The 25,958-nt window shown below is 65.5% G+C and carries 21 protein-coding genes; 10 read left to right on the plus strand and 11 right to left on the minus strand.

Features of this window, described 5'->3' with window-relative positions; translation table 11 throughout:
* Window positions 1-12: 12 nt before the first annotated feature.
* Entirely contained in the window at window positions 13-2,586 is a 2,574-nt protein-coding gene (locus EN857_RS23175) for a PAS domain-containing sensor histidine kinase (RefSeq protein WP_127392696.1), read from the minus strand.
* A gap of 218 nt (window positions 2,587-2,804) precedes the next feature.
* Between EN857_RS23175 and EN857_RS23180 the strand changes: the two genes are divergently transcribed.
* On the plus strand, window positions 2,805-3,527 hold the full coding sequence (locus tag EN857_RS23180; RefSeq protein WP_187331399.1) for a flagellar biosynthetic protein FliO: 723 nt from the start codon (window positions 2,805-2,807) through the stop codon (window positions 3,525-3,527).
* A 219-nt stretch (window positions 3,528-3,746) separates the two neighbouring features.
* On the opposite strand, the gene dksA is transcribed toward EN857_RS23180, so the two are convergent.
* Entirely contained in the window at window positions 3,747-4,163 is a 417-nt protein-coding gene (dksA, locus tag EN857_RS23185) for an RNA polymerase-binding protein DksA (protein WP_127393258.1), read from the minus strand.
* A 246-nt stretch (window positions 4,164-4,409) separates the two neighbouring features.
* Here dksA and EN857_RS23190 point away from each other — a divergent pair, with 246 nt between their 5' ends.
* The 4 genes from EN857_RS23190 to EN857_RS23205 all read left to right on the plus strand — a co-directional run bounded on the left by EN857_RS23190 (window position 4,410) and on the right by EN857_RS23205 (window position 8,188).
* Window positions 4,410-4,913: a histidine phosphatase family protein gene (locus tag EN857_RS23190; protein ID WP_127287093.1), complete on the plus strand. Its 504-nt coding sequence runs from the start codon at window positions 4,410-4,412 to the stop codon at window positions 4,911-4,913.
* A gap of 79 nt (window positions 4,914-4,992) precedes the next feature.
* Window positions 4,993-6,465: a YcjX family protein gene (locus EN857_RS23195; RefSeq protein WP_127393257.1), complete on the plus strand. Its 1,473-nt coding sequence runs from the start codon at window positions 4,993-4,995 to the stop codon at window positions 6,463-6,465.
* Entirely contained in the window at window positions 6,462-7,547 is a 1,086-nt protein-coding gene (locus tag EN857_RS23200) for a YcjF family protein (protein ID WP_128346931.1), read from the plus strand. The genes EN857_RS23195 and EN857_RS23200 overlap by 4 nt, the downstream gene beginning before the upstream one ends.
* 89 nt (window positions 7,548-7,636) lie before the next feature.
* Window positions 7,637-8,188 (plus strand): hypothetical protein, encoded by a 552-nt coding sequence (locus EN857_RS23205; protein ID WP_127309905.1) that lies wholly within the window; start codon window positions 7,637-7,639, stop codon window positions 8,186-8,188.
* 65 nt (window positions 8,189-8,253) lie between these two features.
* Here the strand turns inward: EN857_RS23205 and EN857_RS23210 are convergent, their stop codons facing one another.
* The 3 genes from EN857_RS23210 to EN857_RS23220 all read right to left on the minus strand — a co-directional run bounded on the left by EN857_RS23210 (window position 8,254) and on the right by EN857_RS23220 (window position 10,956).
* Window positions 8,254-8,520: a hypothetical protein gene (locus EN857_RS23210; protein ID WP_126054776.1), complete on the minus strand. Its 267-nt coding sequence runs from the start codon at window positions 8,518-8,520 to the stop codon at window positions 8,254-8,256.
* Window positions 8,521-8,697: 177 nt separating this feature from the next.
* Complete coding sequence (locus tag EN857_RS23215; RefSeq protein ID WP_127309906.1) at window positions 8,698-9,906, minus strand: MFS transporter; 1,209 nt, start codon at window positions 9,904-9,906, stop codon at window positions 8,698-8,700.
* A gap of 60 nt (window positions 9,907-9,966) precedes the next feature.
* Window positions 9,967-10,956 carry an AraC family transcriptional regulator gene (locus EN857_RS23220; RefSeq protein WP_127286307.1) on the minus strand — a complete coding sequence of 330 codons (990 nt, stop codon included), beginning with the start codon at window positions 10,954-10,956 and terminating at the stop codon, window positions 9,967-9,969.
* Between the two features lie 160 nt (window positions 10,957-11,116).
* Here EN857_RS23220 and EN857_RS23225 point away from each other — a divergent pair, with 160 nt between their 5' ends.
* Window positions 11,117-12,955, plus strand: a complete 1,839-nt coding sequence (locus tag EN857_RS23225; RefSeq protein WP_128346723.1) for a monovalent cation:proton antiporter-2 (CPA2) family protein — start codon at window positions 11,117-11,119, stop codon at window positions 12,953-12,955.
* Complete coding sequence (locus EN857_RS23230) at window positions 12,956-13,504, plus strand: DUF924 family protein (protein ID WP_127393001.1); 549 nt, start codon at window positions 12,956-12,958, stop codon at window positions 13,502-13,504.
* 34 nt (window positions 13,505-13,538) lie between these two features.
* Here EN857_RS23230 and folK read toward each other — a convergent pair whose 3' ends face one another.
* The 3 genes from folK to folP are packed head-to-tail and all read right to left on the minus strand — an operon-like array spanning window position 13,539 to window position 15,249.
* Entirely contained in the window at window positions 13,539-14,051 is a 513-nt protein-coding gene (gene folK / locus EN857_RS23235; RefSeq protein WP_127393000.1) for a 2-amino-4-hydroxy-6-hydroxymethyldihydropteridine diphosphokinase, read from the minus strand.
* Window positions 14,035-14,394, minus strand: coding sequence for a dihydroneopterin aldolase (gene folB, locus EN857_RS23240; protein ID WP_127286302.1), 360 nt, complete (start codon window positions 14,392-14,394; stop codon window positions 14,035-14,037). The genes folK and folB overlap by 17 nt, the downstream gene beginning before the upstream one ends.
* 3 nt (window positions 14,395-14,397) lie before the next feature.
* Window positions 14,398-15,249: a dihydropteroate synthase gene (folP, locus tag EN857_RS23245; RefSeq protein WP_135859263.1), complete on the minus strand. Its 852-nt coding sequence runs from the start codon at window positions 15,247-15,249 to the stop codon at window positions 14,398-14,400.
* Between the two features lie 85 nt (window positions 15,250-15,334).
* Here folP and EN857_RS23250 point away from each other — a divergent pair, with 85 nt between their 5' ends.
* Together EN857_RS23250 and EN857_RS23255 are read left to right on the plus strand one after the other, a co-directional pair.
* Entirely contained in the window at window positions 15,335-15,955 is a 621-nt protein-coding gene (locus EN857_RS23250; RefSeq protein ID WP_127392998.1) for a DUF922 domain-containing protein, read from the plus strand.
* Between the two features lie 233 nt (window positions 15,956-16,188).
* The gene (locus EN857_RS23255; RefSeq protein WP_127392997.1) at window positions 16,189-17,670 is read left to right on the plus strand and encodes an MDR family MFS transporter; all 1,482 of its coding nucleotides are present in this window, start codon (window positions 16,189-16,191) and stop codon (window positions 17,668-17,670) included.
* Between the two features lie 7 nt (window positions 17,671-17,677).
* Here EN857_RS23255 and EN857_RS23260 read toward each other — a convergent pair whose 3' ends face one another.
* From EN857_RS23260 to EN857_RS23270, 3 genes are all read right to left on the minus strand, one after another.
* Entirely contained in the window at window positions 17,678-18,706 is a 1,029-nt protein-coding gene (locus EN857_RS23260) for an NAD(P)/FAD-dependent oxidoreductase (protein WP_127392996.1), read from the minus strand.
* Window positions 18,707-18,795: 89 nt separating this feature from the next.
* Window positions 18,796-19,116 (minus strand): 2Fe-2S iron-sulfur cluster-binding protein, encoded by a 321-nt coding sequence (locus EN857_RS23265; protein WP_127287062.1) that lies wholly within the window; start codon window positions 19,114-19,116, stop codon window positions 18,796-18,798.
* 94 nt (window positions 19,117-19,210) lie between these two features.
* Window positions 19,211-19,579 carry an Hpt domain-containing protein gene (locus EN857_RS23270; protein WP_127287063.1) on the minus strand — a complete coding sequence of 123 codons (369 nt, stop codon included), beginning with the start codon at window positions 19,577-19,579 and terminating at the stop codon, window positions 19,211-19,213.
* 290 nt (window positions 19,580-19,869) lie between these two features.
* On the opposite strand from EN857_RS23270, the gene EN857_RS23275 reads away from it, so the two are divergent.
* A complete protein-coding gene (locus EN857_RS23275) occupies window positions 19,870-25,923 on the plus strand; it encodes a kinesin (RefSeq protein ID WP_135859262.1) in 6,054 nt (2,017 codons plus the stop codon).
* Window positions 25,924-25,958 lie beyond the last annotated feature (35 nt).

Below are 25,958 nucleotides of genomic sequence, written 5' to 3' on the forward strand. Positions count from 1 at the left end.
GCGCGTCGTCGTTCAGGATTCCAACACGTCCTTGACGATGGTCGCCAGCTGCTTGAGCGAAAACGGCTTCGGCAGGAAGCCGAAATGGGCCTCAGCCGGCAGATTCCTGGCAAAGGCGTCCTCTGCGTAGCCCGAAACGAAGACGAACTTGATGTCCGGCTGCCGCTTGCGCAGTTCGCCGAGCAGCGTCGGCCCGTCCATCTCCGGCATCACGACGTCGGAGACGACTATGTCGACCTTGCCGCCGAGCGCCTCGAACACTTCCAGCGCCTCGACGCCGGAGGACGCCTCGTGGACGGTATAGCCGCGCGAGGTCAGCGCCCGCACGCCGCCCATGCGCACTGCATCCTCGTCCTCGACGAGTAGCACGGTGGCCGAGCCGGACAGGTCCTTGGCGGCTTCCGCCGGCTTCACCGGCGCCGCCGGCACCTCGCCCGGCTCGCTTGCCGGCCTCGCCTCCGCGATGTGGCGCGGCAGGAAGATGCGGAACACCGAACCCTTGCCGACTTCCGAATCGCAGAAGATGAAGCCGCCCGTCTGCTTGATGATGCCATAGACCATCGACAGGCCGAGCCCGGTGCCCTTGCCGACCTCCTTGGTGGTGAAGAAGGGTTCGAATATCTTTTTCAGCACGTCAGGCGCGATGCCGGTGCCGGTGTCCTCGATCTCGACCACGACGTAATCGGCCGGGGTGAGCTCTCGGTAGGAGAAGCTCTTGCATTCCTCGGCCGTGACGTTGCGGGTGCGCACCGCGAGGTCGCCGCCCGCCGGCATCGCGTCGCGCGCGTTGACGGCGAGGTTCACCACCACCTGCTCGAACTGCCCGATATCGACCTTGACCGGCCAGAGATCGCGGCCGTGGTCGATCTTCAGCTTGATGTCGTTGCCGACCAGGCGGGCGAGCAGCATCCTGAGGTCGGCCAGGACATCGGTGAGGTTCAGCACTTCCGGCCGCAGGGTCTGCTTGCGCGAGAAGGCGAGAAGCTGCCTGACCAGCGAAGCCGCCCGGTTGGCGTTCTGCTTGATGTTCATGATGTCGGGGAAGGACGGATCCGACGGACGGTGGTTGGTCAGCAGCAGGTCCGACGCCATGATGATGGCGGTCAGCACATTGTTGAAGTCGTGCGCAATGCCGCCGGCGAGCTGGCCGACCGCCTGCATCTTCTGGCTCTGCGCCATCTGGCCCTCGAGCGCCTTCTGCTCGGTGGTGTCGACGGCATAGACGATGGCCGATTCCTCGGCGCCCTCGCCGCCGGTGCCCTCGGCGACCGCATTGACGTAAAAGCGGATGTGCCGCTCCTCGTTGCCGGGCAACAGCGTGTCGATCGGCTCGATGTCGGCCTGCCGTTGCCTGGCCTTCTCGAAGGCCTCGGCGAACGCCGCCCGGTCGCGCTCGTGGATGACGGTATCGAGCCGCACGCGGCGGTCGACAGCGTCGCGATCGACGACCGAGGAAAACAGCGACAGGAACGGCGCGTTGGTGCGCAGGATGCGGCCGCTGGCGTCGACGCCGGCGATCGCCATCGGCGTCGAATTGAAGAAGCGGGTGAAGCGGACTTCCGAGGCGCGAAGATCGGCGGAGGCATCCTCGCCCTGGGTGCGGTTGAGCACGATGGTGCGGGTCGGACCGCTGACGCCCTCGCGGCTCGCCGAGACGCGGTGCATGAAGCGTACCGGCAGCGCCTCGCCGGTCATCGTCGTCAGGTCGAGGTCGATAACGGCATTGCGCGTGGTGCCGGGGTCGGCCTTGACCGAGCGGACCAGCGCCATGCCGTCGCCGGCAACGATCTCGGGCAGCGAGACGGCGCCCGGCGTGAAGCTTGCCAGATCGATGCCGAGCCATTCGGCGAGCGTGGCGTTGATGTAGGTGACGCGGCCTTCCTGGTCGGCGGAAAAGAAACCGGCCGGCGCATGGTCGAGATGGTCGATCGCCTTTTGCAGGTCGAGGAAGAAGCGCTCCTGCTCGGCCCGTTCCTGCGAGATGTCGGCAAGCTGCCAGGCAAGCATCGGCAACCGCTGGCCGGGCACATTGAAGGCGCGAGCGCGGGTGCGGTACCAGTGCGCGCCGGGCTCCGCCCCGGGGCGGATGGACTGCGCAAGCCTGAACTCGCCGTCGCCCGCCTGGCCGTCGCGCAGGCCGGACGCCAGTCGGTAGATGGTCATCGAGGCTTCGGGAACGTCCGACAGCAGCCCCTCGACCGTCTTGAGGTCGGCCGCCGACGAAGCGCCCGTCATGTCGGCGTAGGCCCGGTTGGCGTAGACGATGCGGCCCTTGGTGTCTGTGACCAGCAGGCCTTGCGACATCGAATCGACGAAGGCTTTCGAAAGTTCGTCGCTGGTCGAACGCGGCGCGACCTGAACGAAGCCGATGGCAGTAGCAAACAGGAACCCGACGCCGATCATCGCCAGCACGCCGAGCATGCCGAGCAGGAAGGGATCGCCAAGGCGCTCGCGGAAAAGCCCGAAAACGATCGCCGCGCCGGTCAGGACAACGATGAATATGATAAGCCGGGTCACGGCACCCGGACGCGTATTCTGGTCGACGATCGGTACCGGATAGAAATCGCCGCGCGTTTCCTTGGCCATGTGCCCCCTGCTCGTGATTCCGGTGCCCGACACCCCGCGGACGGCCGGTTGAATCACATTCTCCTGTAGCGGAAAAGGCCCCGGTGGCAAATGTCAGATAAAAATGGCGCCAGGCCGTGGATTCGTGTTTCAAACTGTTCACGAAGCGTGATGCCAACTTGCGGCGGCCGGTCCGCACGGTCTAGTGTCGCGTCACCTCAAAAAAGGGCGGTGCACCGATGCTGCAGTGGCTGGATAGCGTGGCGGGTCCTGGTTATGTCGCCGCAATCCTGTGGACGTTTGCCGCGCTCGTCCTGCTCGTGGTCGTTCTCCTCATCATCAAGGTGGTGCGCAGCCTGACCTTCGGGACATTCGTCGCCGGCGGCCGCAACCGCAAGACCAGGCTGGCCGTCATGGATGCAACCGCCGTCGACAGCCACCGCCGGCTGGTGCTGGTGCGCCGCGACGACATCGAACATCTCATCCTGATCGGCGGGCCGACCGACGTCGTCGTCGAGCGCGATATCAGGCTGGCGGCGCCGCGCCGCCCGGCGCTGACCGGAGACGGCGGCCAGCAGCAGGCCCAGGCGCCGCGGCCGCGCCCCGCCCAGCCGGCCCCCGTGCCTGTGAGGCAGGCGCCGCCCGCGCCGCAGCCGGTGAGCGCCACGCCGCCGCCCGCCCGCCCGCGCCAAGCCGCGCCGTCACCGGCGCCGAAGCCAGCCGCTCCGAGCTACCAGGCGAGCAACATCACGCCGCTGCCAGCCTATGGATCGGCGAACACCAATGCCGTCCGGCATGCCCCACCGCCGGCGAAGCCAACCTCCATCGACGATACGCTGATTCAGGAGCTCGAGGTTTCGCTCGATGAATCGCATGCGAGCAAACCGGCAGCCAAGGCGCCGCCGTCGCTCGACGATGAAATGACGAAGCTGCTCGGCGAACTCGCCAGCCAGAAGCGCTAGAAGCGCGTCGTTTCGCGAAGACGCAGAACGCGCCATCTGCTTGTTTCGACACGATTCCGGACGGAAAGCCGTTTCACGCCTGTTCCTGGATTTGCCTGCCCCAGCAAGGCCGAAATCCGGCGACATCGCTTGCGCAACCGAGGATGCAACGCCACGCGGGCACAAAAATGGCCGGTCGCCCGGCCATTTTCTAAACCCCTGGGTGATTATCCCAGCGCGTCAGTCGTCGCGATAGACCTTCTCCCGGCGCTCGTGGCGCTCCTGCGCCTCGATCGACAGTGTCGCGATCGGACGCGCATCGAGCCGCTTCAGAGCAATCGGCTCGCCAGTCTCCTCGCAATAGCCGTAAGTGCCTTCGTCGATGCGCTGGAGCGCGGAATCGATTTTCGAGATGAGCTTGCGCTGACGATCGCGGGCGCGGAGTTCAATGGCTCGGTCGGTTTCCGAGGAGGCGCGGTCGGCGAGGTCGGGATGGTTGGCGTTTTCTTGCTGCAGGACTTCGAGGGTTTCGCGCGCTTCGCGCAAAATGTCGTTCTTCCAGGCGACGAGCTTCATTCGAAAGTAAGATTTCTGCCGTTCGTTCATGAACGGCTCGTCTTCAGAGGGTACGTAATCGGCGGTAACGATGTCGTTCATTCGACTCACCCAACAACCCCAAATTTGGCGCCTATATATTCGCGCAGAGAAGCGTGCACAAGCGCAATCGGCGACCGTTTCACGCAAATGTAATATCGGACCCACAGCTGTCCATGATATCGTTATGCTTGCGAGCGGAAATCGAATTCATCCATGATTCGTTGTGGTTGAAGGCTATTGGCCATTGTGCGCCATGGCTTTCTCGTGGCTAATCCCATTGTGCCAACCAGGCATTTTGGGGGAGCGGTGAGCAAACTCTACCTGTTGAGACATGCCAAGGCCGGATGGGCGCTGCCCGGCGTTCGCGACTTCGACCGTCCGCTCGATGCCTCCGGCATCGCCGATGCCGAGGCGATCGGGGCAGCCATGCGCAGCCGCAACTACGTGCCCGACCTGACCCTTTGCTCCAACGCAAAACGGGCCCGCCAGACCCTGGAGGGACTGGCCGGCCAGACCGATACCGGCCGGGTGCTGTTCTTCGACACCCTCTACAGCGAGGACGCCGCCGGCTATCTCGGCATCATCCGCGACAATGGCGGGGTGGGCTCGCTGCTGGTCATCGGCCACAATCCGATGACGGAGGATCTCGCCATGGCGGTCTCGGGCGACGGCGAGGAGGCCGCGCGTGGCATAATGAACCATGGTTTCCCGACATCTGGCCTCGCAGTCGTCCGCTTCCCCGGCAGTCTTGCCCATGCCGAGCAGGGCAGCGGCTATCTCGAGGCCTTTTTGACACCGGCCGACCTCTGAGACCCAAATTGGCAGCGCCATTCCAAACCGCAGCCTGAGTGCCTATATCGGGAACCGACGGGCCCTCAGAGAGCATGTTTTGGCATCATCGCTGACCACTTTCACCGACGAGGCGAAGATCGCTCTCGACACGCTTTCAGGGCGCGCCGCCGGGCTCTTTGCGCCGTCGCTCAGGTTGGGCGTCACCGGCCTTTCCCGCGCCGGCAAGACGGTGTTCATCTCCGCGCTTGTCCACAACCTGATCCATGGCGGCCGCCTGCCGCTGTTCGAGGCGCAGAAATCGGGGCGCATCGCACGCGCCTTCCTCGAGGAGCAGCCCGACGACGCCGTTCCCCGCTTCCAGTACGAGGATCATGTCGCGGCGCTGGTCAACGACCGTGTCTGGCCGGACTCGACGCGCGCCATCTCCGAGCTGCGGCTGACCATCGAATACGAATCAGCTTCCGGCTGGAACCGTATGTTTTCGGCTGGAAAATTGTCGCTCGACATCGTCGACTACCCGGGCGAATGGCTGCTCGACCTGCCGCTGCTCGGCAAATCCTTCGCCGATTTCTCGCGCGAGGCGATGGAGATGGCGGCGCTGCCGGTGCGCACCGATCTTTCCGAAGGCTGGCGAACGCTCGCTGCCACGATCGATCCCAACGCCGATGCCGACGAGATGACGGCGCGCCGGCTTGCCGAGGCCTTTTCGGCCTATCTCAAGGCGTGCAAGCTCGACGAGCGCGCGCTGTCGACCTTGCCGCCCGGCCGTTTCCTGATGCCCGGCGACCTCGACGGCTCGCCCGCGCTGACCTTCGCGCCGTTGCCGGCACTGGCCGAGCGGCGGCCCCGCCCCGGTTCGCTGCAGGCGATGATGGAGCGGCGCTACGAGGCCTACAAGACGCATGTGGTGAAACCGTTCTTCCGCGAGCACATAACGCGGCTCGACCGCCAGATCGTGCTGATCGACGCCATGCAGGCGCTGAACGCGGGCCCGGCCGCGATGGCCGACCTGGAGCGTGCCGTCACCGAAATCCTCGCCTGTTTCCGCCCCGGTCGCGGCAATTTCCTCACCGACCTGTTTTCACGGCGCATCGACCGCATCCTGGTGGCGGCGACCAAGGCCGATCACCTGCATCATGAAAGCCATGACCGGTTGCAGGCGATCGTGCGCCGGCTTGCCGACCGCGCGGTGGCACGGGCGAACTTCACCGGAGCCGATGTCGACGTGGTCGCCCTGGCGGCCGTGCGCGCCACCCGCGAAGGCACGGTCAAGCAGGGCCGCGAAACCCTGCCCGTTATCATCGGCACGCCGCTGAAGGGCGAGCGGATCAATGGCGATACGTTCGACGGCAAGACCGAAACAGCCATATTTCCCGGCGACTTGCCTGACAAAGTTGACACGGTTTTCGATCCCTCCGTAACGTCGCCGGATGGCGGCGACCCGGCGATCCGCTTCGTGCGGTTCCGCCCGCCAAAGCTCGAACGCACGGCCGAAGGTGTTACGCTGTCGCTGCCGCATATCCGGCTCGACCGGGCGCTGCAGTTCCTGATTGGAGACCACCTGGCATGAGCGCGCCCCGCAAACCCGCTGCATTCCGCATCGAGCCGGAGCCGAGCCGGGAGACGCCGAAGCCGCGGCCCGTCGAGGCTGAGCCGGCGCGCCGGCCACGCGCGGCAAAGGCCGACGTGGCAGTCGTCATTCCATCCGAGATCGACGTCTTCGACGAGCCCGACATCGTTGCCGCCGAGCCGCCGCCGGCCACCGCGCCGCGCAAGCGTTCCCTGCTCGCCCGCCTGTTCTTCGGCGCCGTGGGCGTGCTGGTTTCGCTGGCGGTCGGCCTTTGGACGGACCAGCTCATCCGCGACCTGTTCGAACGCGCCGAATGGCTGGGCTGGCTGGCCGCCGGCATGGCGGCGATCGCGGTGCTGGCGCTGGTAGTCATCCTGGTGCGCGAATTCCTGGCGATTGCCCGCCTGGCCGAGGTCGAAAAACTGCAGCGGCGGGCGCTTGACGCGGTCGCCCGCGACGACCCGAAGGCGGCGCGGTCCGTCGTCGACGAGCTTTCAGCCTTCGTCGCCGCCAAGCCGGAGACCGCGGCCGGCAGGCGCGCGCTCGCCAAACTGCGCGGCGAGATCATCGACGGCGGCAATCTGGTGCGGCTCGCCGAGACCGAGATCCTCGGCCCGCTCGATGTCCGCGCCAGGGCGATGATCCTCGAAGCGGCAAAGCGCGTTTCGCTGGTGACCGCGGTCAGCCCGCGCGCCCTCGTCGATGTCGCCTACGTCGTGTTCGAGGCCGGGCGACTCATCCGCCGCCTGTCGGAGCTCTATGGCGGCCGGCCGGGCACGCTTGGCTTCTTCCGGCTGGCGCGCAACGTCCTTGCGCACCTGGCGGTGACCGGCTCGATCGCCGTCGGCGACAGTTTCGTGCAGCAGATCGTCGGCCACGGGCTTGCCGCGAGGCTTTCGGCGAAACTTGGCGAGGGGGTCGTCAACGGCATGATGACGGCACGAATCGGCATAGCGGCGATGGAAACGGCGCGGCCCCTGCCCTTCATCGCCGCGAGGCGGCCTGGACTGAGCGATTTCCTCTCCGCGCTGACATCGTTCGCGGCCAGGAAAGATGGCGAAACTTCGGCCCCCGGCAAGTAATCGGCGCCGCCAAGTGACGAAGCATTAACCAATCTTGTTCATGGTCTGACACGTCTAGCAAACAGCGTTCTTGCTGCCGGGTGTCGTCTATGAAAAGAGTAAATCTGTACAGCGTCCTGCCTCTTGCGGTCGCGGTTGTGGCACCTTTGGCCCTTGCCGGAAAAGCGCTTGGAGCCGAACCCGACAAGCAGTTCTTCCGGTCGGTCGAGGGCAAGTGGGTCGGCCCGGGCGAAATCGTTGCCGGCAAGTACAAGGGCACGAAATTCACCTGCAATTTCAATGGCACGACGCCCGACGGCAAGACCGGCATGACGCTCGACGGCGATTGCCGCGTCGGCGTGTTCACGCAGAAGATGTCCGCCACCGTCGAACGCAAGGGTCGCGACTACAAGGGCAACTTCATGGGTGGATCGTCCGGCAACGGGCTCGATATCATCGGCGGCAATGTCGTCGACGCCCAGAAGGTCGTCTTCACCATCAACCGCAATCAATTGAACGGCGTCATGCAGGCGCGCATCCCCGACGACAATTCGATGACGGTGACGGTCGCCGTGCGCGTCAACAAACAGCTGGTGCCAGTGATCGGCATGAGCCTGAAGCGGGTAGACACCGTCGAAGTCGGCTCGATCGCGCCGAACTGAGATCCACAACCTGCAACAAAAAAAGGCGGCGGCCTCAAGCCACCGCCTTGTTCATTTTCGGACGCTCAGCCCTTGATGGCGGCCGTCACTTCGTCATAGGCCTTGCAGGCCTCGGCCAAAGTCGAGGCGTCCTTGTACTTGTCCGTGACAGCCTGGACCTTGGCCGACAGGTCGGCTGCCTTGGACGGATCCTTGGTGATCGCTTCCTGCAGCGCGGCAGTCATGTCCTGCGCCTTCTTGGTCGCCATTTCGGCGGTGCACTCAGGCGCCTTCGAACAGGCCGAACCGGCAAGCGCCGCAACACCCACGGCGACGAGCAAAAACTTCTTCATGTCAGTCATCTCCTCAAAAAAGGCAGCGGTGGTCGCTCCTTCCCAATGGCCGAAGCCGAGCGTCCCTTAGCCGTCGATTGTGGCAACACGCAACGCGTGCATCACGTAAACTTGTGTAACGCGGCTGCAACATCGCGGCGGCCCGGAGCCTGGCCGCCGCGATGGTCGACGCAGGGTTCAGCTGCGAGGCTGTAGCAGCGCCAGCAGAGCCGTCGATGCGGCAAGGATGGCAGTAAGCGTCAGGGGCGCCGTAGCGCCGTAATTGTCCACGACATAGCCACCGACAACCGCGCCAATGGTGATGGCGACCTGGAAAGAGACGACCATCAGGCTGCCCGCCGCTTCCAGCGCGTCAGGTGCCGCACGCGACAGATTAGTCGGCAGCACCACCGGCCCCATGCCGAACGCCAAGCCCCAAAGCGTAACGAAGCCGAAGGCAGCGCCGATGTGCACACCCCAAAGCACCAATGCTAGCGCCGCAAACGCCATCAACGCAGCGGTGATCACGAGCGCCGTGCGGATATTGGCATCGGCCAAGCGGCCGCCGGCAATGTTTCCGACCACTGCGGCGATGCCAAATCCAAGCAGCGCGAGCGCTATCGGCCCGGTCGCAAGCAGCGTCACGTGTTCGAGGAAGGGGCGCACATAGACTGAGCCGGCGAAATGCCCGGTCATGAGCAAGACAATGGCAAGCATGCCGAGTTGAATGCCACGCCGCCGTGTCAGCCGAAATACGTCGGCAAGGCTATTGCTTGCACTTGCAGGCAAGGTCGGCAGGCTGAGAAACTGCAGCAGCATGGCAACCAGCGCCAGCCCCGCTGTCATCGCCATGGCGCTGCGCCATCCCAGCCAGTCGCTGATCAGCGCTCCCATCGAGGGTGCGGCAATGGTGGCGAGCGAGACGCCAAGAGTGACGATGGCCATGCCTCGACCTGTCGCGTTGGCGCCAACCAGCCTTGCCACGACGGCAACCGAAAGCGCCCAGAACGCGCTGAGCGCGATGCCGAGCCCGGCTCTGCCAAGCAACAGCAGCCAGAAATTGGGCGCCAGCGCCGCAAGAATATTGGAAGCGACCGCCAGGGCCATGAGGCCAATCAGCACCGTCTTGCGGTTCAATCGGCCGATGAGAACATTGCTCAGCATGGCCGTCACGGCGCCGACCGAAGCGGTGGCGGTGACGACCTGTCCGGCCGTTCCCTCGCTGATGCCGAGATCGCGCGCCATCGGCGTCAATAGACCGGCCGGCAGGAATTCGGCGGACACCAGGGCAAAGCTGGTGGCCGCCAGTGAAATGACCGCGAACCAGGTGGCTGCGCCCCACGCGGTTGGCGCATCGGCATCAAGGCCGATCGCTGCGTCTTCAAGCTGTAATGTTGTGTCAGTCACGGAAGAATCTCCAAAAATTGGAGATCTTAGATAGGCAAGTCCGCCCGGATGATATGTACCTTAGAATCCGAAATTCATATCTATTCGTCCGGGATTTGTGCGACGCACAACGCCCGGCGAAACATTGGTGATGCGTTTGAACGCGCGAGCGAAGGATGCCTCGGAATCGTAGCCCAAACGGGTAGCGACTTCGGCAACCGACAAGCCGTTCTGGCCCAGCAATTCGCGGGCAAGCTGCATACGCATGCGGGCGAGATAGTGTGCGGCGCCTTCCCCCAGGACAGCGCTGAAGCGCTCGGCGAAAATCGAGCGCGATTGGCCTGCCACGCTCGCCAAGCTTCCCAGCGTCCAGTTATGGCCGGGGTCGCGGTGCATGGCTGCCAGAGCGCGGCCGATATGCGGGTCGCGGATGGCTGCGAGCCAACCGGTGGTCGACGCGCCGTTGCAATTGACCCAGCAGCGGATGAGCCGGGCCGTTAGCAAGTCCGCCATACGCGACAGGATCGTGGCGCTGCCCATCTGCGGTTGCGCGGCCTCCACCGTCATGGCCGCCAGCAGAGGACCGACGACAGGGTCATTCCCAGCCACGTCGCAACCCTTGATGACAGGCGGCATCAACGTAATCAATGGGTTGAGCGCACAGGAGCCCAAGGCCATGGAGCCGCAGAAAAGAGTGCTCGTCGCGCCCGTTCCCTGCCGAACCACTTCGCAGACATTGCCGCCCAGCTTGATTACCTGGCAACCTTCGAGCGAGCCGCCTTCAACGTCCGGCGCGCTCGCCAGCCGGTGGGCGATGCCTTGCGGCAGCAGGACCAGATCGCCATTGCGCAACTCCTGCCAGCCCTGCGCTTCGGTGTGAATCCAGCATGGACCCTGGCCGACAAAATGAAACCGCAGCAGCTGTTGTTTCGGAAAGTCTATGCTCCACGGATGCCGGAGCTCGCAACGGCCGTAGTTGACGCCACTCAAGCGAAAGTCCTGCAGAACTTCGCTGAGCGCATCCATCGGAATATGCGTCGGCGAAGACGGGCGGGACGAATGGTCAAGCATTTACCAGATATAGATGCCGATCGTCCGACAGGCAAGCGGAGACCATTGTTCCACCAGAGGAATCGCGTCAACGGCACCTGCCCGTCCTGGTAGGTTTCCCACCCTTGCCTCTGGCTCCAACTGCATGCAAGGAGTGCTGCTGAACACAGGGACAAGAGGCATGGCGGCAGAAGCATCGGGCAGCGATCTTATCCAGGTGGTGGCGCTGCTCGCGGCCGGCGTGGTCGCGGTCCCGATCTTCAAGCGCATGGGGCTCGGTTCCATCCTCGGCTATCTCGCCGCCGGCGTCGTCATCGGCCCGTTTGGCCTCGGAATCTTCTCCGAATCGGAAGCCATCCTCCACGTCGCCGAACTCGGCGTCGTCATGTTCCTGTTCATCATAGGGCTGGAGATGCAGCCGTCGCGACTTTGGGGCCTGCGCCGCGAGATCTTCGGCCTCGGCGCGCTGCAGGTCGGCGTCTGCGCGGCGCTGCTCACCAGCGTCGGGCTCGCCGGCGGCTTTCCGATCGCGCAGTCCTTCGTCGCCGGCGCCGGCTTCGTCCTGACCTCGACGGCGATCGTCATGCAATTGCTGGAGGAGCGCGGCGAGATCGCCACGCCCAAGGGCCAGCGAATCGTCTCGATCCTGCTGCTGGAGGACCTGGCGATCGTGCCGTTGCTGGCGCTGATCGCCTTCCTGGCGCCGGGCGGCGCCGAGACCCGCCTGTCGCAGCGACTGACCGAGGTCGGCATCGGCCTTGCCGCGATCGTTGGCCTGGTGGTGGCCGGGCGCTATCTGCTCAATCCGTTCTTCCGCATCCTGGCCGAGGCCCGCGCCCGCGAGGTGATGACGGCAGCGGCGCTGCTGGTGGTTCTGGGATCGGCGCTCGCCATGCAGCTTTCGGGCCTGTCGATGGCGATGGGCGCTTTCCTCGCCGGCGTGCTGCTTTCCGAATCGACCTTCCGCCATCAGCTCGAGGCCGACATCGAACCCTTCCGCGGCATCCTGCTCGGCCTGTTCTTCCTCGCCGTCGGCATGTCGCTCGACCTGCACGTCGTGGCCGCGAACTGGCGGCTGGTCGCCATCTATGTCGTCGCCTACATGGTGATGAAGGCGCTCGGCATCTACGTCGTCGCCCGCATGCTGAAGACCGGTCATCGCGAGGCGCTGGAACGCGCCGTGTTCATGGCGCAAGGCGGCGAATTCGCTTTCGTGCTCTATTCGGCGGCGGCGGCGGTCGGCATCATCGACGGCCAGGCCAACGCGACGCTGACGGCGATCGTCATCATCTCCATGGTGCTGACGCCGCTCGCCATCATCGCGCTGCGCTATGTGACGCCGCGCGACGAGCAATCGCTCGACGGCGTCGACGTCGCCGAAGGCCTTTCCGGCAGCGTGCTCATTATCGGCTTCGGCCGCTTCGGCCAGATCGCCTCCCAGCCGCTGCTGCTGCGCGGCATCGATGTGTCGATCATCGACAACGAGGTCGAGATGATCCAGGCGGCGGCCGATTTCGGCTTCAAGGTCTATTACGGCGACGGCACGCGGCTGGATATCCTGCACGCAGCCGGCGCCGGGCGGGCGCGCGCAGTCCTGATCTGCGTCGACAAGCCGGAAGCCGCGGTGCGCATCGCGCAGTTGATCAAGGCCGAATTCCCGCTGGTGACGATCCTGGCGCGCGCCTTCGACCGCGGCACTGCCTTGCAGCTCATCCGCGCCGGCGTCGACTACCAGCTGCGCGAGACCTTCGAATCGGCATTGGTCTTCGGCGGCTCGGCGCTCGAAGCGCTGGGCGTCGACCCGGAAGACGTCGCCGAGGTGATCGAGGATGTCCGCCGTCGCGACACCGCCCGCTTCGAGATGCAACTGGCCGAAGGCGTGCGCGCCGGCCAGCGCTTCCTGAAGGGCAATATCGGCACGCCGATCCCGACGCCGCTGACGCCGCCGCGCCGCACCGGCCAGGCGCTCAACGAGGAGACCGCCGGCGTGCTGAGCAAATCCGAGCCTGCGGAGGAATAGATGGCTGAACTGGACAAACGCGCGCTCACCGTCACCGCATTCTGGCGTGAGGCCGGCGAGGACGCCTGGTTCGAGAAGAACGATGCCTTCGACGCGGATTTCCGATCCCGTTTCCTCGACCTGCACCACGCCGCCGCGCGGCGCGAATGCGACGACTGGTGCGAACACGCCGAAGGTTCGCTGGCGCTGATGGTCCTGCTCGATCAGTTTCCGCGCAACTGCTTTCGCGGCACCGGCCATATGTATGCAACCGACCCGCTGGCGCGCCATTTCGCCGGCAAGGCCATCGCCGCCGGCCATGACCTGGCGCTGGAAGAAGATATTCGCTTCTTCCTCTATCTGCCGTTCGAGCATTCGGAGCTGCTTGTCGACCAGGCGCGGTCGGTGGAGCTCACCTCCACCAGCGCCCAGGCCTACCTGAAATATGCGGTCGAGCACCGCGACATCATCCAGCGCTTCGGCCGCTTCCCGCACCGCAACCGGATGCTCGGCCGCGAGACGACGCCGGAGGAACAGGCCTTCCTCGACGGCGGCGGATTTTCCGGCTGATTTCAGCCGGATTGCAGGCGTCGGTCGGCAGTTCCTAAGCCAGCCACCAATCCCGACCCGACGGCAGGCGCTCGATACCGGACGCATCGACCGCGCCGAGGCGTTCCGACACGCTCTTGCCGCCGATGGCAAGCTCCGGCGCGATCTCGGCCAGGGGCGCGAGCACGAAAGCACGCTCCAGCATGCGCGGATGCGGCACTTCCAGACCGGTCTCGTGGATGATGCGGTCGCCGAACACCAAAATGTCGATATCGATCAGCCGCGGCCCCCAGCGCTCCTCGCGCACCCGCTTCAGCCGACGCTCCGCATCGAGGCAAAGATCGAGCAGTTCGCGCGGCGCAAGCCCGGTCGCGATCGTAGCTGCGGCATTGAGGAAATCGGGCTGGTCGAGCTTGCCCCAGGGCGGCGTGCGGTAGAGCGAGGAGACCGCGACGACACTGGTCTTGTCGTCTCCATCCAGAAGGCGCAGCGCGGCCGCCATCGACTTGGCGGGATCGCCGAGATTGCCGCCAAGGCTGAGGTAGACCGTGTTATTCGGGCCAGACAACGGTCACCTCGACATGGTCGAGCACGCCGGGCACCGGCGCGTTGGGCTTGCGCACGGTGATCTCGGCCCTCTTGATCTGCGGAAACCGCGCCGTCAGCGCCTTGGCCACTTCCAGCGCAAGCGCCTCGATCAGGAAACGCCGGTGCCCGGTGACGATCTTCTCGATCACCGTGAAGGCGACGCCATAGTTGACGGTGTCCTCGATCGAATCCTCGACGAGCGCCCGGCCCGGCTCGACGGTCAGCGCCGCGTCGACATAAAAACGCTGGCCGAGCGTCTCCTCCTCGTCCAGCACGCCGTGCCGGGCAAAGAAGGCGCAGTTCTTCATGCGGATGACATACATGGCTCAGCGTCCGGACGGGTCGGTTTCACGCGCCAGCATAGCATCGGCCAGCGCCAGCGCATCCACGTTGATTGCGACATCGTGGACGCGAAATAGATGCGCGCCTTTCAATCTCAAAATGACGCTGGTGGCTGCCGTTCCGGCGCCGCGCTCGGCGGCATCCCGCCCGGTCACGGCGCCGATGAAGCGCTTTCGCGAAGTTCCGGCCATCAATGGGTGGCCGAGCGCCTGAAGCTCGGTAAACCGCGCCATCAGGTCGCGGTTCTCCTCGGCCGTTTCCTTGGCGAAGCCGAAGCCGGGGTCGAGCACGATCTGATCATCGGCGACGCCGCTGGCCCGCGCGATCTCCAGCGACTTGCGGAGAAAGAAAAGCTGGTCGTCGATGACGTCAGGCAGCTTCTGCCTGCCACGACCGGTGTGCATGATGACGAGGCCGGCGCCGGTTTCGGCGGCGACGCGGGCAATGCCCGGCTCGCGCTGCAGGCCCCAGACATCGTTGACGATATGCGCGCCGGCGGCGACGGCCAGGCGCGCGGTGTCCTCGCGATAGGTGTCGACCGAGATCAGCGCCTCGCCGGAACCGGCGAGCGCCTCGATGACCGGCAGGACACGCGCCTGCTCTTCCTCGCCGGTCACGGCGGAGGCGCCTGGCCTGGTCGATTCGCCACCGACATCGATGACGGCTGCGCCCTCCTCAACCATGCGGCGCGCCTGGGCGAGCGCGGTGTCGCGCGCGGCGAACAGCCCGCCATCGGAAAAACTGTCCGGTGTGACGTTGAGGATGCCGACCACGACGGCCTTGCCGCCAAGGTCGAGATGGCGTCCATGCGCCAGCTGCCATCGCCTCGTCGTCATTGTCCGTCAACCATCTTATGATCCGCTGGAAATCAAATCCGTTGCGCCGAGAGCGGCCGTAAAGCAAGGTGGCCGAAGAGGCAACATGATGAAACGTTCGCTTACCTGCGCCCTGGTTCTCGCGCTGACCGCCCTGCCCGCCGGCGCGGCCAATCTGGTCAAGACCTACAGCTACTTCGCAATTGGCGGCCGCACGCTGGACGACATCGAGACCCAGCTTTCCAAGCACGGCCCGCAGGTGAAGAGCACCGGCTCGCGGCACCCGGGCGCGACGCAGATGGCGTTCACCACCCGCGTCAGCTATGCGGAAAGCCCGGGTTCCTGCCGGGTCGCCGACGCCATTGTGACTGTAAAGGTCAAGGTGATTCTTCCGGAATGGCGCAGTTCGCGCAAGGCCGATGCCGACGTGAAGCTGTTCTGGAACACGCTGTCGGCCGACATCAAGCGGCACGAGGAACGCCATGTCGAGATCGCCAAGAACCACGCCAGGCAGCTGGAGGACGCGCTGAAGGCGAGCTATCCGCAAAAGACCTGCGCCGAAGTCAAGGCGAGAGCCGCGCAGATCACCGCGGCCGAGCTCGCCAGGCACGACCAGGACCAGGTGCGGTTCGACCGCGTCGAGAGCGTCAACTTCGAAAGCCGCATCCTGCGGCTGCTGCGCTACCGGCTCGAGCGCATCGAGACCGGCCAGCTGCCGCCCGCCTGATTTCGCCGGCACCAGGGCGCCCATGGCGCAAGCCAAATTCGCCGAAGCGTAGTGCCAGGCGGCAAAAACTTTCGAGCCCCCGTCGAAATCGGCCTATATGGAACGACATATGTCAGGTTCGCAAAGGCGGAACCTGAAAGGCACGACAACCAATCGACGCGGCTGCGTCGTCGCACCGGCCGAGCCGGCCGCCTCCCTCAGAGGCGCGCGCAAGCCCACGAGAGAACGAGACCATGGATCAGGCTGTCGACAAGCCGGCGACAATTGCAGCGACGTCGCCGCTGACGGAGAGCGAGAAGAACGCCATCATCGGCGGCGTGCTGTTGTCGATGCTGCTGGCGGCGCTCGACCAGACCATCGTCTCCCCGGCCATGCCGACGATGGCGCGTCTGCTCGGCCATGCCGAATATCTGCCTTGGATTGTCACCGCCTATCTGCTCACCGCAACGGCGATGGCGCCGCTCTATGGCAAGATCTCCGATGTCTATGGCCGCCGGCCAACCCTCTACGCGGCTATCCTGATCTTTCTCGCCGGATCGCTGGTCAGCGCAATCGCGCCCAACATGCTGGTGCTTATCGTCGGACGCGCTATCCAGGGCGCCGGCGGCGGCGGCTTGTTCGCACTGGCCCAGACGGTGATCGGTGACCTCGTGCCGCCGCGCGAGCGGGCGCGCTATGCGGCCTGGATCGCAGGCACATGGGCCGTTGCCAGCATTACCGGCCCGCTGCTCGGCGGTACGTTCGCCGAGCATCTGCACTGGTCGCTGATCTTCTGGATCAACCTGCCGCTCGGCCTGCTGGCCATGGCGATCATCAACAAGCCGCTGAAGAAGCTGCCGATCGCGGCAAAGCATCATCGCATCGACGCTGTCGGCGCGGCGCTGCTGATCGCGGCCACTGCCCTGCTGCTGCTGGCGCTTAACTGGGGCGGCAGCGCCTATCCCTGGCTGTCGCGCGAAATCCTCGGGCTGCTCGCCAGTTCGGCGGTTATCTGGGGCGCTTTTGCGCTGCGGCTCATGCGCGCCGACGAGCCGCTGATCTCGCTCGAGGTGCTCAGCAACCCGATCGTGCTGGCCGGCACCCTGTCCTTGTTCCTGCTGCAGGCCGCCAATATCGGCCTGGCGGTCTATCTGCCGGTCTACCTGCAGTCGATCGTCGGGCTTTCGGCCAGCGAATCGGGCGTTGCGCTGCTCGGGCTGATGCTCGGCACCGTCGCCGGCGCCACGTTCAGCGGGCGCACGATACCCCGCTTCGTCCATTACAAGCGGATCGCCATGATCGGCGTGAGCTTCGCCATAGTCTGCCTCGGCGCGCTCAGCTTCGTCGCCGGGCATGCCTCCCTGCTCGTCGTTGAAATCCTGACGACCTGTGTCGGCCTCGGCAGCGGAACGACGTTTCCGGTGGCCACCGTCTCGGTCCAGAATGCCGTCGATCAGGCGCATCTCGGCGTCGCCACCGGTGTGCTCACCTTCCTTCGCTCTTTGGGCAGCGCACTGGGCGTGGCGATCCTGGGCGCGGTCGCGCTCGGCTATGGCCTGCCATTGGCCGGCGAAGGCGCGCATTCAGCTGGCGTCGCCGCTTCGGCCGAAGCGTTCACGATGATCTTCCTCGTCGCGGCGGCGATCCTGCTGATGGCGCTTGCCGCGCTCGGACTGATGCCGGAGAAGGCGCTACGCGGCCATCCCGAGACCGCGGCTCCGGTGCTGGCCGAGTAGCACACGCTCAATCGTGGACGCCGAGCTTCTTCTGCAGGCTGGTCGACGAGGTGGTGTACTGGAAGACGATGCGCTCGCCGGGGCTGACGATGCGCTTGGCGGCCTGCGCCATCAACGCAACCTCGTGGAAACCCGACAGGATCAGCTTCAGCTTGCCGGGATACCAGTTGATGTCGCCAACGGCGAAGATGCCGGGAACCGAGGTCTGGAATTTCTCGGTGTCGACCGGGATCACGTTCTCATGCAGGTTGAGCCCCCATTCGGCGATCGGACCGAGCTTCATGGTCAGGCCGAAGAAGGGGAGCATGCGGGTGCATGGCACCTCGATGTCGCCGTCCGGCCCCTTGATGGTCGCGGATGAAAGCCGGCCGTCGGCGCCGCTCAGGCCGCTCACCTGGCCGACCTGGAAATCCAGCTGCTTCATCTCCTGCATGGCATACATCTTGTTGACGCTGTCGGGTGCCGCGCGGAACTCCGGACGGCGATGGACCAGCGTCACGCTCTTTGCCACCGGCTGCAGGTTCAGCGTCCAGTCGAGCGCCGAATCGCCGCCGCCGACGATGACGAGGTCGTGGCCGCGGAAATCCTCCATACGGCGCACCGAATAGAAGACGCTGTTGCCTTCATAGGCTTCGATGCCCGGAATGGGCGGCCGCTTGGGCTGGAACGAGCCGCCGCCGGCGGCGATCACCACCACCTTGGCCTCGAACACCTCGTTCTCGTCGGTGGTGACGCGGAAGCTGCCGTCCTCCAGCTTCTCCAGGCTGGAGACCATGCGGTTGTAGGTGAATTCCGGCTTGAACGGATGGATCTGCTCGAGCAGCTTGTCGACCAGGCCCTGGGCGGTGATCAACGGCCAGCCGGGAATGTCGTAGATCGGCTTTTCCGGATAGAGTTCGGCGCACTGGCCGCCGGGCCGGTCGAGGATGTCGATCAGATGGCACTTCATGTCGAAGAGGCCAAGCTCGAACACGGCGAACAGGCCGACCGGCCCTGCCCCGACGATGAGTACGTCCGTCCTGATCGTGTCGCCCATGCAATGCGCCTCGCTGCCAAACGGCGCGAGACTGCATGAGCAATGGCCCGCTGCCAAGCGGCGGCGACAAAAATAGCCGAAGCGTGAACTCAGCCCTGGCGGGCGGGTACGCGCACGACCAGCCCGTCGAGGGCGTCGCGCACCTTGATCTGGCAGGACAGGCGCGAATTCGGCTGGACGTCGTAGGCGAAGTCCAGCATGTCCTCCTCCATCGCCTCCGGCTCGCCGACCTCGGCCGTCCAGGCCTCGTCGACATAGACATGGCAGGTCGCGCAGGCGCAGGCACCGCCGCATTCGGCCTCTATTCCGGGCACTGCGTTGCGGATGGCGTTCTCCATGACGGTCGAGCCGTTTTCGGCATCCATGTCGAACTGTGTGCCGTCATTGGCAATGAAGGTCAGCTTGGTCATTTGTCACCTGAAGGGGAGTTCCAGCCGAGATAATCACTCCGGCGGACAAGTCAACTGCGGCGCGAAAGCGCCGCGCCGTGACGTTTTTTTGGAACTAGCGGCCGATGGCGGCGATGAACTCGCGCACTTCCTCGATCAGGACGCCGAGCCGGTTCAGGGTCTTGGCGTCTTCGGGCTGGCCTTCGATGGCGGCGGCACAATCGGCGATTGCAAACGCTCCCACCCCGCGCGCCGAGCCTTTGAGCCCATGCGCCAGCAGCAAGCGCTCCTTAACGTCGGCTTCGAGGATCTTGTCGCGCACGCCGAGCGCCTGCTGCACGAACAGCGCCAGCACCTCCTGCTCGAGAGCGCGATCGCCCATCGTCTGGCGCGAAAGATGGGCGAGATCCACAGGACGTGACCTGGCCGTTCCCGAGACGTCGCCGCCGGGCATGGAAAAAGCAATGCCGCTTTCGCCGCGCATGAAATTTGCAGCTCCCTGGTGTTCAGACTTGCCTGGAAAACTAGGCGAATCCCGTAGCAAACGGGTTAATGATTGACCTGAAAAAATGTTGACAGGGAGGCCGCGAAATCACGTCTCCGTTAACCCTATATTTAAAGTTTTACGTATCGCCCAGAATGCAGGTTTTCTTTACCCCTGTGTGTCATTACGATACGAGGGTCCATTTTCAGCCTCCTGCGTGGGATAAGACAAGCCAGAATCACGGCTCAAAATCATAACTCCCCCGGCAGCTAGTACAGGGTAGCGAAGGCATGGCGAAGAAACCAACGACACGAACTCTCGACAGCGACGTGGCCAAGGAGCTCGAAAAGGCACTCGACCTTGATTTGAGCGTAGATGGCGACGGCGGCCTCGATATGGCGGCGTCGATGGAAGATCTGGAAGCGCAGATTTCGGCCGCGGCTGACGAACTGGCGCGCGAAGGGCGTGGCCACAAGGAAGAACCGGTGGTTGTTCAGAGCCAGAATGCCAGGCCAATACAGAACACGCAGCCGGCGGCGAAGCCCGCCGAGTTGCGTCCGGTTGAAACGCGCAACGGCGCGCAGCCGGCCGGCTTCACCCCGGCCAATGACGACCGCCAGAAGGACTACCGCACCCTGCTGCATGGCCTCAACCGCCGCGCGTCGAGCACGATCTACTGGGTTGTGGCGTTCATTTCGCTGGCATGGATCGCCGGCGCCGGCGGCCTGGCCAATCTTCTGTTCGGTTCGGGCATCTGGAAGATCCGCACCTTCGACCAGTTTTTCGCCCGCCCCGAGCTGATCGGCCTGGCAGTCGCGGCAATCATTCCCGTGATCCTGTTCTGGGCCTTCGCGGCCATGGTGCGCCGCGCGCAGGAAATGCGCATTGCCGCGCAGTCGATGACGGAAGTGGCCTTCCGCCTGGCCGAGCCGGAAAACCTCGCCCAGGACCGCGTCATGATGATCGGCCAGGCCGTGCGCCGCGAAGTCGCGGCGATGGGCGAAGGCATCGAGCGCACGCTGGCGCGCGCGGTCGAGCTGGAAACGCTTGTCCACAGCGAAGTCAACCAGATCGAGCGCTCCTATTCGGAGAACGAGGCCCGTATCCGCTCGCTGGTCGATGGCCTCGGCAGCGAGCGCGAAGCGGTCGTCAGCCATGCCGAGCGCGTGCGCGCCTCGATCGCCAGCGCGCATGAGACGCTGCGGGACGAAATCGGCTCCGCCAGCGACATCATCCGCGACTCCATCCTCAATGCGTCGACCAAGCTGTCGATGACAATCAACAATTCCGGCGACACGCTGATCGACCGCATCAACGAAAGCTCGATGTCGATCTTCGATTCGGTCGAGGGCCGGCTCGATTCGATCACCGACCGGCTGTCGACCTCGGGCGAGGCCTTCGCCAGCCTGCTCGACACCCGCATCGCCAAACTGACCGACACCACCGACGGCCTCACCCGCTCGCTGACCGACCTGCTCGACGACCGCACCAGCGGCATGGTTTCGCTGCTAGGCGGCGCCGCGCGCACGCTGAGTTCCGAGTTCGAGAACAGCCTCAGCGGCATCGAACGGACGCTGGCCGAACGCGGCCAGGCGCTGATCAGCGAATTCCAGACCCGCGCCGAGGCGCTCGACACCGGCACGCAGAAGCTCAATGCCGCGCTCGAAGCCCGCGCCCGCCAGATCAATGAGACGCTGGTCGAGCGCGCTCGCGAAATCGCCAATACCTTTGCAGAGAGCAAGGACCAGCTCTCGGCGATGATCGACCAGGGCAAGACGCAGATCGGCGCCGACATGGCCGACATCGTCTCGTCGACCTCCTCCATGCTCGAGGCCCGCGCCAGCGACTTCGCCGGCCGCATGGAAGCCGCTCGCCACGTCGTCTCGCGTTCCTTCGACAGCGACATCCAGCGGCTCGCAGATGCCCGCGTCGGCATCGAGGAGGCGGTGGAAAACCACAGCCGCAAGCTTTCGGAAAGCCGCGATCGCATGGCGGCCGCCATGCAGGCCGACCTGGCGACGTTCGCCGAAAGCCGTGCCGGCATCGACGCCGCCGTGACCGACCAGGTGCAGAAGCTGGCGGAAGGCCGCAACCTCATCGCGCGCGCGTTGGAAGACGACCTGCGCAAGGTCAACGAGTCGCGCGCCGCGATCGACGCGTCGCTGGGCAGCCACCTGGAGCAGCTCGAAGAAGGCCGCAACCGGCTTGCCCAGGCCCTGAATGACGACTCCGGAAAGCTCGTGCAAGCCCGTACGATCATTGACGAAATGGTTGCCGGCCACGTCGGGAAGCTCGCCGAGGGCCGCAACATCCTGTCGCGCGCCCTGGAAGCCGATCTCGGCAAGCTGGCCGACAGCCGCGCCAGCATCGACGGGCTGGTCGCCGGCCAGGTCGAGAAGATCGCCGAGGGCCGCTCCGTGCTCGCCAAGGCGCTGGAGACCGATATTATCGGCATCAGGAGCCTGATCGAGACCCATTCCGCCAAGCTTGCCGAAGACCGCGGCGAACTCAGCCGTTCGCTGGAGAGCGACCTGTCCGGCATCAGGAACCTGGTCGAGGGTCATTCCGTCAGGCTCGCCGACGACCGCAGCCTGCTGGCGCAGACGCTGGAGGCCGACCTCGCCAAGCTGGCGGAGGGCCGCGCCAGCATCGACGGTCTGGTCGCCGGCCAGGTCGAAAAGCTCGCCGAGGGCCGCGACATCCTCAAGCGCGCGCTCGAAGCCGATATCAACACGATCAAGGGCGCCATCGCCGGCCATTCCGAGCGGGTGGCGGAAGAGCGCAGCCAGCTTTCGAAGGCGCTGGAAGCCGATCTTCAGAATGTGAACAGCCTGATCTCCGACCACACGAACCGGCTCGTCCAGGATCGCTCGACGCTGTCGCAAGCGCTCCAGGACGATCTGCAGAATGTGAACGGCATCATGGCCGATCACCAGAACAGGCTGGTCCAGGACCGCTCGACGCTGGCCAAGGCGCTGGAGGTCGATCTCGCCAAGCTGGCGGAGAGCCGCTCCAGCATCGACGGGCTGGTCGCCGGCCAGGTCGAGAAGCTTGCGGAAGGCCGCGATATCCTCAAGCGCGCGCTGGATGCCGATCTCAGCACGATCAGGAACGCCATTGCCGACCAGTCGCAGAAGCTGACCGACAACCGCGCCGAGTTCGCGCGGGTGCTGGAAGGCGACCTGGAGAACGTCAACAGCCTCCTCCAGGGCCATAGCGACAGGCTTGCGCAGGATCGTTCGGCGCTTTCGAAGGCACTTGAGGACGACCTTGCCAAGCTGGCCGAAAGCCGCTCCAGCATCGACGGGCTGGTCGCCGGCCAGGTCGAGAAACTCGCCGAGGGCCGCGATATCCTCAGGCGCGCGCTGGAAGCGGACCTGCAGAAGCTCGTCGCCAGCCGCAGCGAGGTCGACGACATTATCGCCGGCCATGTCGGCAAGCTGGCCGAAGGCCGCGACATGCTGAGCCGCGCGCTGGAAGACGATCTGGCGAAGCTCGTCGACACCCGCAAGGATGTCGACCGCTCCCTGTCCGGCCATATCGACCAACTGGCCGCCAGGAGCAGCGACATTTCGGCAACGATCGCCGCCGACGTCGAGAAGATCGAGCAGGCGTTCAACCGGCAGACCGGCATCATCGAGGAGCGCGCCGGAACCATGGAACGGGCGCTGTCGACCGGCGTCGACAACATCCGCAACGTGCTGGAGAAGAGCGCGGTCTTCGTCGCCGGCGCCTTGCGCGAAAAGGTCATGGAGGTCACCAGCGCCCTGCACGAGCAGGCTGGCCTTGTCTTCAGCGACGCCGACCGCAAGATCGCCGACCGCGCCGAACAGACCTCGGCCGCGCTGCTCGCCAGGGCAGAAGACATCGCCCGCGCCTTCGAGGACGCCGACCGCCGCCTGCATGCGCGCGCCGAGGACACGTCGAATGCGCTGATCGCACGCGCCGAGGACACCGCCGACCAGCTGTCCGCCCGCGCCAGCGAGATCGCCGGTACCTTCGACGCCGCGGACCAGAAGCTGGTTGCCCGCGCGGTCGAAACGGCGCAGTCGCTGGCGGCGCGCGCCGGCGACATCCTGCGCAATTTCGAAGGCGCCGACGAGCGGCTGAGCATGCGCATCGGCGAATCGGCCGAAGCGCTCGCGGCCCGCGCCTCGGACCTCGGCCGCATCTTCGATGCTGCCGACCAACATCTGATCTCGCGCATCGCCGAGGGATCGGAAGCGCTTTCGTCACGCGCGTCCGAGATCGCTCGCATCTTCGACGATGCGGACCAGCGCCTGGTCGCGCGCATCGCCGACAGCACCACGACCATCGGCGGCCATGCCGAGACCATCGTCGGGGCCTTCGCCAGCACCGAGCAGCGGGTCGCCGACCGCGCGCGTCAGACCGGTCAGGAACTGGCCGTCCACGCCCGCGAGATCGAGCAGGCGCTGGCCGGCGCCGACGAGCGCCTGGCGTCGAATGCGGCGGCAGCAGCGGCCCGGATCGAGGAGCAGATCGCCGGCGTCGAGAACCGCCTCGCCTGCACCACGGAAACGATCGGTCAGAAGCTCAACGAGCAGGTCTCGGGCGCGGAGGCGCAACTGATTTCGCGCGCCAACGTCATCGCCGAGACCTTCACCGCGGTCGGCCAGCATATCGGTCAGAGCACCAACGACGCGGCCAAAACCATCGGCGCCAACACCCGCGAGCTCAACACGATGTTGGCGGCGCGCTCGGCCGAAATGTCGAAGATCCTCGACGAAACCGCCAAGCCGCTGGTCGAGCGTTTCGCCCAGGGCGGCTCGGAGCTGCAGCGGAGCATGGAAGAGGTCACCGAGCGGGCGACCGAGAAGCTGCGCAGCGAAAACGCCGCGCTCGTCAACGCGCTCGCCAGCCGTACCGCCGAGACCTTGTCGGCGGTGGACGGCGCGCGCTCGACGCTCGCCGAAAGCGTTGCCGACCTCATCGGCCGCATGAGCACCTCCAGCGCCCAGCTCGGTCAGCTGATCGACCAGGCTGCGGCCAATCTCGGTCATGTCGAGGAACGCCTGTCCGGCAGCACGCAGAGCTTCGCGACAACGACGGAAAAGGCCGCGCAGACCTTCGCCAGCTCGGCGCGACTGGTCGATTCGAACACGACCCGGCTCACCGACCTGTCGTCGGCCACGCTGCGCGAGGTCGCCTCGATCGCCACCAAGTTCGACGAGCACAGCCGCTTGCTCTCCAGCGCCTCGGCTCTGCTCAGCTCGGCGCAGAGCAACCTCGAGCACACGCTGGAGCGGCAGTCGTCGCTGGAAGATCTCGCCGTCGGCCTGGTCAAGAAGTCGGAAGACCTCGAAAAGGTGATGCGTTCGTTCGAAAACCTGGTTGGCCAGACGATGCAGAACGCCGAGGGGCGGACCATGGAATCGGCGGAGAAGATCCGCACCGCCATCGCCGAGGTCGTCGATTCGGCGACGCGCCGCTTTGCCGACGCCACCGAGGAGATGCGACGCACTGCCGGTTCGATCAAGAGCGAGCTCGACCTGACGCGCGCCGAGCTCAAGAAGGGCGTCATCGAGATGCCGGAAGAGGCCAAGGAGTCGACCTCGGCCATCCGCCGCGCCGTCTCCGAGCAGATCAACGCGCTCAAGGAGCTGTCTGACATCGTTGCGAAATCCGGCCGCAGCGGCAGCAGCGAATCCGGCGAGCCGCGCGGTCTACGCCCCGCACCGCAGGCGCCGGCCCGTCCTGCCGAGCCGCTGCGTCGCCCGCCGGCACCGCAGCAGTCACAGCAGCCACAGCCGCAACCCGAGCGCCGGGCACCTCAGGCGCCGCTGGCCGAGACGACCTTGCGCGGCACGCTTGACCTGGATCGCGCTGCCGAGACGGCCCCGCGCCGCGATCCCAATGGCCGCACGGCGCAAGGCGGCTGGGTGCGCGATCTCCTGACCGGCGCATCGCGCGAGGAAGAGCTCCGGCCGGCCGCTCCGGCGGAAGCGCCGCGCCCGGCTCCGGCGCAGCGCTCGCCGCTGCATGTCGTGGAATCGCTCAACTCGCTGTCGGTCGATATCGCCCGCGCCATCGACCACGACGCCTCGATCGAGCTGTGGAACCGCTACCGGCGCGGCGAGCGTGACGTGTTCACGCGGCGCCTCTACACGCTGAAGGGCCAGCAGACCTTCGACGAGATCCGCCGCAAGTACCAGGCCGAGGCCGAGTTCCGCGCCGCCGTCGACCGCTACTGCGACGATTTCGAGAAGCTGCTCAAGGATGTGTCGCGCAACGACCGCGACAACATCATGGGCCAAACCTACCTGACTTCGGACACCGGCAAGGTCTACACCATGCTGGCCCATGCCAGCGGCCGCCTGCAGTAAGCGGCTTCGGTACACACCAAAAAGGCGGGCCATGG

Origin of the sequence: Mesorhizobium sp. M4B.F.Ca.ET.214.01.1.1, from assembly GCF_004791545.1 — a bacterium.
In the GTDB taxonomy this organism is placed as follows: domain Bacteria; phylum Pseudomonadota; class Alphaproteobacteria; order Rhizobiales; family Rhizobiaceae; genus Mesorhizobium; species Mesorhizobium abyssinicae.

Excerpts from the sequence above, each read along its gene's own strand:
- EN857_RS23200 (WP_128346931.1), top strand. The coding sequence starts at position 6,462 with ATGAGCGCGCCCCGCAAACCCGCTGCATTCCGCATCGAGCCGGAGCCG.
- EN857_RS23205 (WP_127309905.1), top strand. The coding sequence starts at position 7,637 with ATGAAAAGAGTAAATCTGTACAGCGTCCTGCCTCTTGCGGTCGCGGTT.
- EN857_RS23260 (WP_127392996.1), bottom strand. The coding sequence starts at position 18,706 with ATGGGCGACACGATCAGGACGGACGTACTCATCGTCGGGGCAGGGCCG.
- EN857_RS23175 (WP_127392696.1), bottom strand. The coding sequence starts at position 2,586 with ATGGCCAAGGAAACGCGCGGCGATTTCTATCCGGTACCGATCGTCGAC.
- folB (WP_127286302.1), bottom strand. The coding sequence starts at position 14,394 with ATGTATGTCATCCGCATGAAGAACTGCGCCTTCTTTGCCCGGCACGGC.
- EN857_RS23265 (WP_127287062.1), bottom strand. The coding sequence starts at position 19,116 with ATGACCAAGCTGACCTTCATTGCCAATGACGGCACACAGTTCGACATG.
- EN857_RS23210 (WP_126054776.1), bottom strand. The coding sequence starts at position 8,520 with ATGAAGAAGTTTTTGCTCGTCGCCGTGGGTGTTGCGGCGCTTGCCGGT.
- EN857_RS23220 (WP_127286307.1), bottom strand. The coding sequence starts at position 10,956 with ATGCTTGACCATTCGTCCCGCCCGTCTTCGCCGACGCATATTCCGATG.
- dksA (WP_127393258.1), bottom strand. The coding sequence starts at position 4,163 with ATGAACGACATCGTTACCGCCGATTACGTACCCTCTGAAGACGAGCCG.
- EN857_RS23225 (WP_128346723.1), top strand. The coding sequence starts at position 11,117 with ATGGCGGCAGAAGCATCGGGCAGCGATCTTATCCAGGTGGTGGCGCTG.
- EN857_RS23275 (WP_135859262.1), top strand. The coding sequence starts at position 19,870 with ATGGCGAAGAAACCAACGACACGAACTCTCGACAGCGACGTGGCCAAG.
- EN857_RS23255 (WP_127392997.1), top strand. The coding sequence starts at position 16,189 with ATGGATCAGGCTGTCGACAAGCCGGCGACAATTGCAGCGACGTCGCCG.
- EN857_RS23230 (WP_127393001.1), top strand. The coding sequence starts at position 12,956 with ATGGCTGAACTGGACAAACGCGCGCTCACCGTCACCGCATTCTGGCGT.
- EN857_RS23250 (WP_127392998.1), top strand. The coding sequence starts at position 15,335 with ATGATGAAACGTTCGCTTACCTGCGCCCTGGTTCTCGCGCTGACCGCC.
- EN857_RS23270 (WP_127287063.1), bottom strand. The coding sequence starts at position 19,579 with ATGCGCGGCGAAAGCGGCATTGCTTTTTCCATGCCCGGCGGCGACGTC.
- folP (WP_135859263.1), bottom strand. The coding sequence starts at position 15,249 with ATGACGACGAGGCGATGGCAGCTGGCGCATGGACGCCATCTCGACCTT.
- EN857_RS23180 (WP_187331399.1), top strand. The coding sequence starts at position 2,805 with ATGCTGCAGTGGCTGGATAGCGTGGCGGGTCCTGGTTATGTCGCCGCA.